Genomic DNA, 9,262 nt, shown 5'->3' with positions numbered 1-9,262 from the left:
TTCACCCTTTAGACAAGCATTAAAATGTCGTGCTATGTGTGTCGTTTTTATAAGGGTGATACCATGTAAGGGTCCGGCAAGGTAAGTTGCTGGCTATAACGGCTGGCAGCAGGCACGCAGGTAGATGGGGAAGCGGTTCCGGGCGGGGCGGGGATAGCCGGCGTTTATCCGGCTACCTGGCAAAGCATGTCTTTAATTTCTGTGTCGCTCAGCTGTCGCCATGCTCCGGGTGGGAGGTTTCCCAGCTCAAGTGAGACGATGCGCGTACGGACCAGCCTTACAACCTGATAGCCAAGTTTATAGCACATCCTCCTGATCTGGCGGTTTAGTCCCTGTGTCAGGATGATCGTGAAGGTGTTTGTGTCTAGCTGCTTTACAATGGCAGGACGCGTTTTTTCTCCCAAAATAACAATTCCGGACTCCAGAAGGGCTAATGCCTGTTGCGTCAGGGGTTTATCTACCGTTACGGTATATTCTTTTTCCTGGTGGTTTTCCGCATGGATAATTTGGTTGTAGATGTTGCCGTTGTTGGTGAGCAGCATCAGTCCCTCCGAATATTTGTCGAGCCTGCCCACCGGAAATACGCTTTGGGTTAGGCGGAGTGCCTGCAACAGGTTGTTTTCTATGTCGGGATTGAGTGTAGATTCTACACCACGAGGCTTGTGATAAGCCAGGTAGAGATACGCTTCCGGCAGTTTAATTACCTGTTCATCCAGTTGAACCAGATCTTCTGGTTGCAGCGCCTGGTGCAGGGTGCTTTTTTGGCCGTTCACAAGCACCTTCCCCGATAAAATAGCGTGCACCGCCTCTTTATTCGACAACCGGGCTTTCTGAACGACAAAATATTTAAGGGACGAAGTCAGTGGTTTCATTTATAGCAAGGTGGAGAAGATATACAGGCAGCGCAGTACCCTCCCTGAATTCAGATTTTAAAGCCTAGAAGAACAGGACAAAAGTACTAAGACACAGGAAAAAACATCAATTATATCAAGTCGTATTTAGTGCTACGCCGGATAAAAATTAGAAATTAAGGAAGTCTGCGGCACCTCCTAGGCTGCGAACATCCTGAGAATCCTGAAATCCTGCAAAACCTTGGGGTAGGGGCTCTATAGAAAAATTCAGACAAAAAAAGTCTAATGTCTTATGTCCTGCGTCCTGTGTCTGAAAAAGCCTCTGGAGGCCCTTTTTCATTAGAATAATTCCTCCCTGAGCCAGATAGGAAAGCAAATAAGAGGGAAGGTACTATATTGGATACGCTTATACGCTGTCACCCAGAAGAGAACTTGTGGGCGAAAGCCAGGAGCAGTGGCTAGTGGTTATTCTGTCTGAGTTAGCATCGTATCCGAGCTTTGGCAGCAGCAACTGCCCAGTAGCTTCTGCAGGCTCTTTTCTCAGAAGCGAAAGCCATAGGGAAGCTTCTTTTTGTCTTATGGTAGCATACAGGCAGTTAAGCGCTATTTATTGCAAGGACTTTCCCTGATTTTATGGATTCAGCGTACAAGTTAATTGTCAAACTAAACAACAAATAGAATGAAAATAGGAATAACCGGCGCTACCGGGCACCTCGGGCGGCTCGTTGTAGCGAAGATGAAAGAAAAAGAAACTGCCCATGACCTGGTGGCGCTCGTACGCTCGCCCCAAAAGGCCTCTAATCTGGGCATAGAAGCCCGCGAAGCGGATTATGACAAGCCCGAGACACTCCGGCAAGCCCTGAAAGGTATCGATACCCTGCTGCTAATTTCAGGAAGTAAAGTAGGAAAGCGTGCCACGCAGCACCAGCATGTAATTGAGGCAGCCAGGCAAAATGGCGTAAAGCGTATCGTGTATACAAGCGTGCTGCACGCCGACAAGACTTCTGTCAGTCTGGCACCAGAACATCTTGCAACAGAACAGGCCCTGAAGGAGTCCGGTATTCCACATACCATCCTGCGCAACGGCTGGTACACCGAAAACTATACGGCCTCCATTCCGGGTGCCCTGGCTGGTGGCGCTTTTTTTGGCAGCGCAGGAGAGGGCAGGATCTCTGCGGCCACGCGTGCCGATTTTGCCGAGGCGGCAGTTGCCGTTCTGAGCAGCGATGGACATGAAGGCAAGGTATACGAACTGGCCGGAGACGAAGCCTTCACCCTCAGCGAACTGGCTGCAGAAATCTCCCGAAAGACGGGCCGGGATATTCCGTACAAAAACTTGCCAGAGGCGGATTATGCGGCCGCGCTTGCCGGCTTCGGCATACCTGAAGAAATGGCGCGTGCCATCGCCAACTGGGATGTTTCCGTATCGAAAGGTGATTTGTTCGATGATAGCCGCCAGCTCTCCCAACTGATCGGGCGATCTACCACACCTATGTCAGATGCGGTGGCAGAGGCATTAAACGAAGCTCCATCAACTGAATAGCCTGGCTTAGCGAGCGGCGCCCTAATTGCACGTGTGCTTTAAGGCTTTACCCGATCATCACCGAGGTCATGGTCAGGGAGCCGCCTACCACTTTGTCGTTAAAGAAAGAAACGTCCTCCTTGCTGCCTTTCAGCCCCAGGGTATAGAGCAAAGGCCAGTAATGCTCGGGTGTAGGGATGGCCAGCATGGCTTCCCGGCCCAGTTTTTCATATTGAATCAGCTTGTCATGGCTGCCGTTCCGGATCAGGTCTTTGAAGGTGGTGTTCATCTGCACCGCCCAGTCAAAGCCGTACTCTGGTTCGTTTAGTTTATCCCAGGCCACCATGCGCAGGTTGTGCACCATGTTGCCGCTGCCTATAATGAGTACGCCTTTTTTACGAAGGGCTGCCAATTCTCTTGACAGATCGTAATGATATTGCGGTCCTTTGGTGTAGTCGATGCTGAGCTGCAGCACCGGTATATTGGCCTCGGGGTACATGTGCCGGATAACGGTCCAGGCGCCGTGGTCGAGGCCCCAGTCGTGGTCCATTTCCACAGCGGTTGATTTGATGATGGAAGCGGTTTCCCTGGCCAGTTCCGGGTTGCCCGGTGCCTGGTACTGCACATCAAACAGCTCCTGCGGAAAGCCGCCGAAATCGTGAATGGTCTTCGGGAAATCCATGGCCGTGATGCGGGTGCCTTTGCTCAGCCAATGGGCCGATATTACCAGCACTGCCTTAGGCGTAGGAATCTCTTTGGCCAGCTGCGCCCATTTCTGGCTAAATTCGTTATCCAGGATACCGTTCATGGGGGAGCCGTGGCCCATAAAGAGGACCGGCATCAGCTGCTCCTGCTCGCCCAGGTTATCTGTAAATCTATTGAAAGCGGACAATGTGGTCATACCTGCTACTCCTGTTAAAAGTGTCTTAATAAACTGTTTCCGTTGCATGACAGCTTGATTTATTTTAAAAGCGCTTCCGAGAAAAATACATCCCGGAAGCGCCTGTTTGATTTTTACATGCTATATCGAAAGCGTTCTGGCATAAGCTGGTTTGAGCACCTTTTGCTGGAGCAGATAATCCAGGGAGTACCTGCCGCTGCCTGTCAGTAGTAACACGGTATAAGGCATCAGGTACAGGAGTCCCAGTTCCTGCTTTGCAAACGGGTCGGCGCTATGTACCAGAAACACGGCCACCAGCATGGTGATGATCAGGGGGATGGTTGCCAGCCTCGTCCCCAATCCGGCCAGAATCAGCAGCGAACAAAGCACCTCGGCAAATACAGTCAGCGCCAGTGCACCTGCGGCGCTCAGGCCGAAAAGGGCCGGAAACTGAACCGGGTCATTTGATAGAAGCATTTCCAGCTTTGGCAACCCATGGGCCAGCATCAGTATTGCTATACCTACCCGGGTTATCAGCAACGCCACATCAATGCTGTTGGCGCTCTGGTACACGTTTAAGAGCTTTTTCATAACGGATTCTTTTTAGTGATTACTGAATAAACTCACCGTCCGCCTTGATGCGCACTTCGTCGCTGATCATAGGGGCTGGGAAACCGCTGCCTAAGTTAAAGTCAGAACGCTTGATCGTACCAGTTACCTGGAAACCAGCCGTCTGCTTTTTGTTCATGGCATTCTCTACCGTTCCATTATATTTCATGTCCATGGTTACGGGCTTGGTCACGCCGGCCAGTGTCAGGTTACCGGTCAGCTTGTAGCTGTCTTTTCCAGTTTTCTTAATGGAAGTGCTTTTAAAGTCCATGGTCGGGTATTTTTCTACATGGAAGAAGTCCTCGCTCTTCAGGTGATTGTCTCTGTCCGGCACCCGCGTATTGATAGAGGCCGTTTTGGCAGTGAGTTCTACCACAGCGTCACTAAAATCGGGTTTAGTAGAGGTGATTTTTACATCGAAGTCACCGAAGTGGCCCGACACATCGGCAATGCCCAGGTGGGTCACGGTAAAGCCGAGCTGCGAGTGCGCATCATCGTTTGTCCAAACAGAGTTCAGTGTTGTAAAAGCCGTCAGCGACAGGAATGCGAATAAAATTAAAGAGAACCTTTTCATAAAATGTGTCATTTAAATAGTGGGTAAATAATTATTTTAATTAAGATTGGCTGATTGGTGCAGGATTTTCCAGCCCGCCAGCCAGTTGTAGTTATACTTATTATTGAGTTGAATGAGCAGCAACTGCATACGCTCCAGCGTTCCGCTTACTGCCAGGTTGCCGGCTATAACCGGATTGAAACCGGCAGTTGCAACCAGTTCAGAAACAGTCTGCAGGGCCTCCTCATCGTTGCCGGCGATGAACGCGTCCGCTTGCCTGCCATCGATCACCGGTGTGGTGAAGTCGGCAGCAAATGTCGTATTAAAGGCCTTCACTATTTTGGAATTAGGTAGCAGCTTTTGCAGCTCCTCTGCCGCGCTGGTCTCCGGTGCGGTTACCAAACCATCGTAGGTGTTGTTCAGCGGATTGGCGATGCTGATGACGACCTTTTGGTTGGCTACTTCCCGGATCTTCGCGGCCACTTCCTGCTCTGCCGCATAGGGAACGGCCGCAATGATGATGTCCGCTTCCCAGGATGCCTCTCTGGTGCAGTCCGCCGCCTCCACTTCCGCACCCGGGTTGCTGTTTCTGATCTCTTCCGCAACCGCCTGCACCTTGTCCAGGTTATTGGCGCAAAGCAGCAACCTGTAGTTGCCCTTCGCCAGACTTCTGGAGATGGCAGCACCCATGTTGCCGGAGGCTCCTATGATCGCTATGGTTTGTGTTGTCTTCACATCGGTAAATTATTAACAATACAAAGGTACGACCCTTTAAGGCCTCGATGCATTGAGCCCGGTCAAGAAAGAACCTTGATCCAAATCAATGCTTTTTGAAAAATAGCCTGCGTGTTATTTGGAGGAGATGCGTTTTCTGATGCGGCTCAGGGTCTCGGGGGTGAGGCCCAGGTAGGAGGCGATCATGTGCTGGGGTACACGTTGAGCGATGTGCGGGTAGAGGGAGATGAAATCCTGGTAGCGCTCCTCTACGGAGGAACTGTTGGTAGAGGTGAGGCGGCGCTGCATGGCCAGGTAGGCGCCCGTGATATTAAGCCGCGTAAAGGTTTCATATTTAGGCATCGTCTGCAGCAGTTCCTCGTGCGCCGATTTGCTGATGATCACCAGTTCGGAGTCTTCCAGCGCCTCGATGTTGTAGGTGGCGGGCTCTCCCGTCAGGAAGCTATACAGATCCGAGATAGTCCACCCTTCCAGGCCGAACTGAATGATGTGCTCGTTGCTGTTGTCATCTACGGAGAAGGCGCGCAGAGCACCCTTCTCCACGAAGGCGATAACTTTGCATACATCGCCTTCCTGCAGGAGGTATTGCTTCTTGCGGAGCTTCTTAAAAGTAAGGTAGGTTTTGATCTGCGCCTGTTCCTCTTCTGTAAGTTGGACTTTGCTGTTCAGGTGCTGAAAAAATAAATAGTACATCACAACTCAAATTATGGTTGGTTTTAGGGAGGGGCTGAGCTGTTCCGGATGCTGCTTCTGCACCGGAATGCAGGCTCAAGTTACCATTTTATTCCACGCGCTCTGTTTCCTTTGCAGGCTTCTCTCCCAGAAACTCAACCCAGGCCTTTTTAATGCACGGATAGTGTTTGGAAGCTTCCACCAGGTTCATGAACGCCACCAGATTGTCTTCGAACCTTTTGGCAAGGGTTTTGTCTTTCAGGCTGCCATCTTCCTGAAAGGCTTCGGGTGCAACGGCTAGCGAAAACATATCCGGGTACACGCGGGTGCCGAGGTGCTCAAAGGGAACACGCAAGGCCCAGAGCCCCCGGTTTCCACCGGCCATAGAGGTAGAAGCGGACATCAGCAGGGCATGGTGCTGATGGAAAGGCTGCGGTCGGAAGCGGGATGTCCAGTCGATGATATTCTTCAGGTTGCCAGGCATGGAACCGTTGTACTCGGGCGAAGCAAGGATCAGGGCATCGTTTGCCAACAGGCGCTTCCGAAACTCCTGCGCCCCTTCCGGGTGGTACCCGTCTACTTCCAGATCCTGGTTAAAAGTAGGGCAGTCAAAGTCCGCCATGTTAGCGAAGTCCACGGTGCCGCCCTGGTTCTCCAAGACTTTCACTGCCAGTTGTGCCAGCCTGGTGTTGAGCGAGCCGCTCCTGAGCGAGGCCGAAAATACCAGAAAGCTTGTCCGCCGATCTTTTTGTTGTGCTTCCATCAGATAACCGTTTTAAAATTTGAACCTGCAAAGAAGGGATAGCTGTTTGATGTTTTCCCTTGATAAGCGATACGTATAATGCCGCTGCGCAGCCAAGTATAGAAACAAAAGTGGCTTTGGGAGAAGCTTGTTGATTAAAGTAGTAGCAGAGGAAAGTAGTAGCAGAGTGAGAATGATCTCCGGAGGGGCATTTTCATTAGAATAATTCGGGTGGCCTGCCAATCTCTTCTTCTCTGACTAACTTGAAGGCACAACGTGGTTAATTGTAGGGCCTTTAGCAGCAGAAAGGATTTGCTCTGGAGGGGCATTTTGATTTGAATAATTGCCCCGATACCCGACAAGCAAGCAAGAGTCGCGGATTAAGGCTGCTGGTATTGGCCTCAAGCGGCGCTGAAAAAAAAGCCTTGGCTATGGAGATTTCCCGGGAAATGGGGCAAAAAGAAAGAGGGAAAAGCAGTTGTGAAACTGACTCTTCCCTCCTGGTAGACCGAAGGAGTGAATTATCGAACCTTATCCACAGGGATCTCTCTATTTTAGAAGCCTTTATTCAGTAGAAAAGCAAGAATGTATTTTCAAAACAGCTACCCCTTGCTAGGCCCATCCATGTAGGGCTGCCAGTTGACGATCAGCACCTTCTCTTCCGGCAAGAGCAGGTAACCAAAATCATAGCACAGGTGGTAGGTGTTTCCTTTCTGGGTGCGGTAGATCTGGGTCAGGTAGCGGAAGTCGAAGCCTGCCAGCTCCAGGTACTGGCGGGGGATGGTGGTCTTGCCCTGCGGGCTAAGCTGCTTTAAGATGCTGCGGTTCTTTCTGAGCGTGGCATTGATCTGGAGAATCCTGCGCTCGTGCTGGTTTTGCTGCTTGATCACGTTGTTGGCCAGGTGGCGGCAGGGATCAGAACAGTAGCGCTTATCGCTTCTGCCCACGAGGGCTGTTCCGCACTGGATGCATGTTCTGGAGTGGCTCATACCTTAGCTGCGTTTATAAGCGCTTATATACGTGTATACTTGCGTATAAACGCGGCTACGGCTTTAGAAGGTTTTACTTTTACAAGTAGAACTTTCTTATTTGCCATGGCTTATCTGCATCAACTACCTGTTTTGTTCTTAAATCCGCTGGAACACGCGGGCAAAGCCTTTATCCGCATCTGGCACAAGCCGAACTCCTTTATCTCAAAGCGCTTAAAAGAAGCTGCCTGGATTAAGTACAGCAAGACCTACAAGTGCTTTGTGATGCACCACAGTAATCAAGCTATTGAGATGATGCACCAGCACTTCCAGGGACTGGCCAAAGTAGATACCCGTTACTTATATAAACCCAAGCGCCTGCGCCCAGCCCTAGGAACGGTCATTTTGCAGCAGGAAAGTGCTGCATTAACCGAACCACTGGAAAAGGTGCCTGTACGGCCTGTGGTACGCCTGCAGCCCCTGGAGCACCAGGGCAAAGCTTATGTACAACTAAGCTACCAATACAACAAGGAGATCTACTCCTGCCTGAAGCAAAGTCAGGTGGCCCGCTGGCTTTCAGACATGCAGTGCTTTGTGATCAATGCTGAGAGCCAGTCTATGCACTTGCTGCTTTCAGAACTGGAGTCTGTAGCCCAGTTGTGGCTGGCGCAAACGATGCAAGTCAAGGACATGGCCCTGCAGGCCAGGCTTTGGGAACAAAGCTACCAGAAAGGCCAGGGCTATATCCCCTGCCCCCTTGCCTACCTGGAAAAGCTGTTTCTGCTCAACTACTCGCTTAGTACCATTCGCACCTACCACAGCCTGCTGCTTCGCTTCTTGAATGCGCACAAGGACAAGGGACTGGACGTGCTTAATGCTTTCTCAGAAGAACAGATCAACCACTACCATAGAAGCATGGTGCAGGCGGGTACGTATTCTGTATCCTTCATCAATCAATCCATCAATGCCGTGAAGTTCTATTTCCAGCGCGTGCTGCTGCGGCATGAAGTGCAGTTAAACCAGGTAGAGCGGCCCGAGAAGCCCGAGCGCCTGCCCCAGGTGCTGAGCAAGCAGGATGTGCTCAAAATCCTGTCTGTGACCGAGAACTTAAAACACCGCTGCATGCTTCAACTCTTGTATGCCGGTGGCTTAAGGATTGGCGAAGTGATTAACCTGAAGCTTACGGATGTACAGTCGGAGCGCAACCTGCTGCTCATACGTGGCGGAAAAGGCAAGAAAGACCGCACCACCTTGCTATCGCAAAAGCTGCTGGAAAGTTTGCGAGCCTACTACAAAGTCTATAAACCCAAGGTATGGCTCTTTGAGGGGCAGACAGGCGGGCAGTACACCGTGGAAAGCATCCGTAATGTTTTTCGGGCTTGTAAAGAAAAGGCTGGCGTGAAAGCGCCCGCTACGCCCCATACGCTGCGCCACTCCTTTGCCACCCATCTACTGGAGCAGGGAACGGATCTGCGCTACATTCAGGTGCTGCTAGGCCATCGAAGCAGCAAGACCACTGAGATCTATACCCATATTACCACCCATGCCTTGGATAAAATTGTCAGCCCGTTGGATAATCTCTAGCAATCACTTATATTAGCTTAACGATATAAACACATGCATACATCACTCACCAATACCAGATCCAGGCAGCAAAAGGGCGCTAAAATAGGGCTTTGCAATTACGTACATAGTGCAGATAAGCGTATGTTGTCGTATATCCGGTAGTT

The 9,262-nt window shown here is 50.8% G+C and carries 10 protein-coding genes; 2 read left to right on the top strand and 8 right to left on the bottom strand.

From position 1 onward, the window contains the following. Positions 1 to 164: 164 nt before the first annotated feature. The gene (locus FJM74_RS21875; protein ID WP_187264783.1) at positions 165 to 872 is read right to left on the bottom strand and encodes a pseudouridine synthase; all 708 of its coding nucleotides are present in this window, start codon (positions 870 to 872) and stop codon (positions 165 to 167) included. A 658-nt stretch (positions 873 to 1,530) separates the two neighbouring features. On the opposite strand from FJM74_RS21875, the gene FJM74_RS21870 reads away from it, so the two are divergent. Next, positions 1,531 to 2,394, top strand: coding sequence for an SDR family oxidoreductase (locus tag FJM74_RS21870; protein ID WP_187264782.1), 864 nt, complete (start codon positions 1,531 to 1,533; stop codon positions 2,392 to 2,394). A 46-nt stretch (positions 2,395 to 2,440) separates the two neighbouring features. Here FJM74_RS21870 and ygiD read toward each other — a convergent pair whose 3' ends face one another. The 7 genes from ygiD to FJM74_RS21835 form a co-directional block, all read right to left on the bottom strand. Then, the gene (gene ygiD, locus FJM74_RS21865) at positions 2,441 to 3,274 is read right to left on the bottom strand and encodes a 4,5-DOPA-extradiol-dioxygenase (protein ID WP_187264781.1); all 834 of its coding nucleotides are present in this window, start codon (positions 3,272 to 3,274) and stop codon (positions 2,441 to 2,443) included. A gap of 120 nt (positions 3,275 to 3,394) precedes the next feature. Beyond that, the gene (locus FJM74_RS21860) at positions 3,395 to 3,844 is read right to left on the bottom strand and encodes a DoxX family protein (RefSeq protein WP_187264780.1); all 450 of its coding nucleotides are present in this window, start codon (positions 3,842 to 3,844) and stop codon (positions 3,395 to 3,397) included. A 19-nt stretch (positions 3,845 to 3,863) separates the two neighbouring features. Continuing rightward, positions 3,864 to 4,436, bottom strand: a complete 573-nt coding sequence (locus tag FJM74_RS21855; RefSeq protein WP_187264779.1) for a YceI family protein — start codon at positions 4,434 to 4,436, stop codon at positions 3,864 to 3,866. 36 nt (positions 4,437 to 4,472) lie between these two features. Next, on the bottom strand, positions 4,473 to 5,150 hold the full coding sequence (locus tag FJM74_RS21850; RefSeq protein WP_187264778.1) for an NADPH-dependent F420 reductase: 678 nt from the start codon (positions 5,148 to 5,150) through the stop codon (positions 4,473 to 4,475). 114 nt (positions 5,151 to 5,264) lie between these two features. Continuing rightward, on the bottom strand, positions 5,265 to 5,843 hold the full coding sequence (locus FJM74_RS21845; protein WP_187264785.1) for a Crp/Fnr family transcriptional regulator: 579 nt from the start codon (positions 5,841 to 5,843) through the stop codon (positions 5,265 to 5,267). A gap of 88 nt (positions 5,844 to 5,931) precedes the next feature. Continuing rightward, on the bottom strand, positions 5,932 to 6,585 hold the full coding sequence (locus FJM74_RS21840; RefSeq protein ID WP_187264777.1) for an NADPH-dependent FMN reductase: 654 nt from the start codon (positions 6,583 to 6,585) through the stop codon (positions 5,932 to 5,934). A 581-nt stretch (positions 6,586 to 7,166) separates the two neighbouring features. Continuing rightward, on the bottom strand, positions 7,167 to 7,553 hold the full coding sequence (locus tag FJM74_RS21835; RefSeq protein ID WP_187264776.1) for a hypothetical protein: 387 nt from the start codon (positions 7,551 to 7,553) through the stop codon (positions 7,167 to 7,169). Between the two features lie 105 nt (positions 7,554 to 7,658). Between FJM74_RS21835 and FJM74_RS21830 the strand changes: the two genes are divergently transcribed. Further along, entirely contained in the window at positions 7,659 to 9,116 is a 1,458-nt protein-coding gene (locus FJM74_RS21830; RefSeq protein ID WP_241739296.1) for a tyrosine-type recombinase/integrase, read from the top strand. The last annotated feature ends 146 nt before the right edge of the window (positions 9,117 to 9,262 follow it).

Origin of the sequence: Pontibacter beigongshangensis, assembly GCF_014332515.1 — a bacterium.
In the GTDB taxonomy this organism is placed as follows: Bacteria; Bacteroidota; Bacteroidia; order Cytophagales; family Hymenobacteraceae; genus Pontibacter; species Pontibacter beigongshangensis.
The sequence above is the reverse complement of the archived record's forward strand: the minus strand, read 5'-3'. Positions and strand labels throughout refer to the sequence as shown.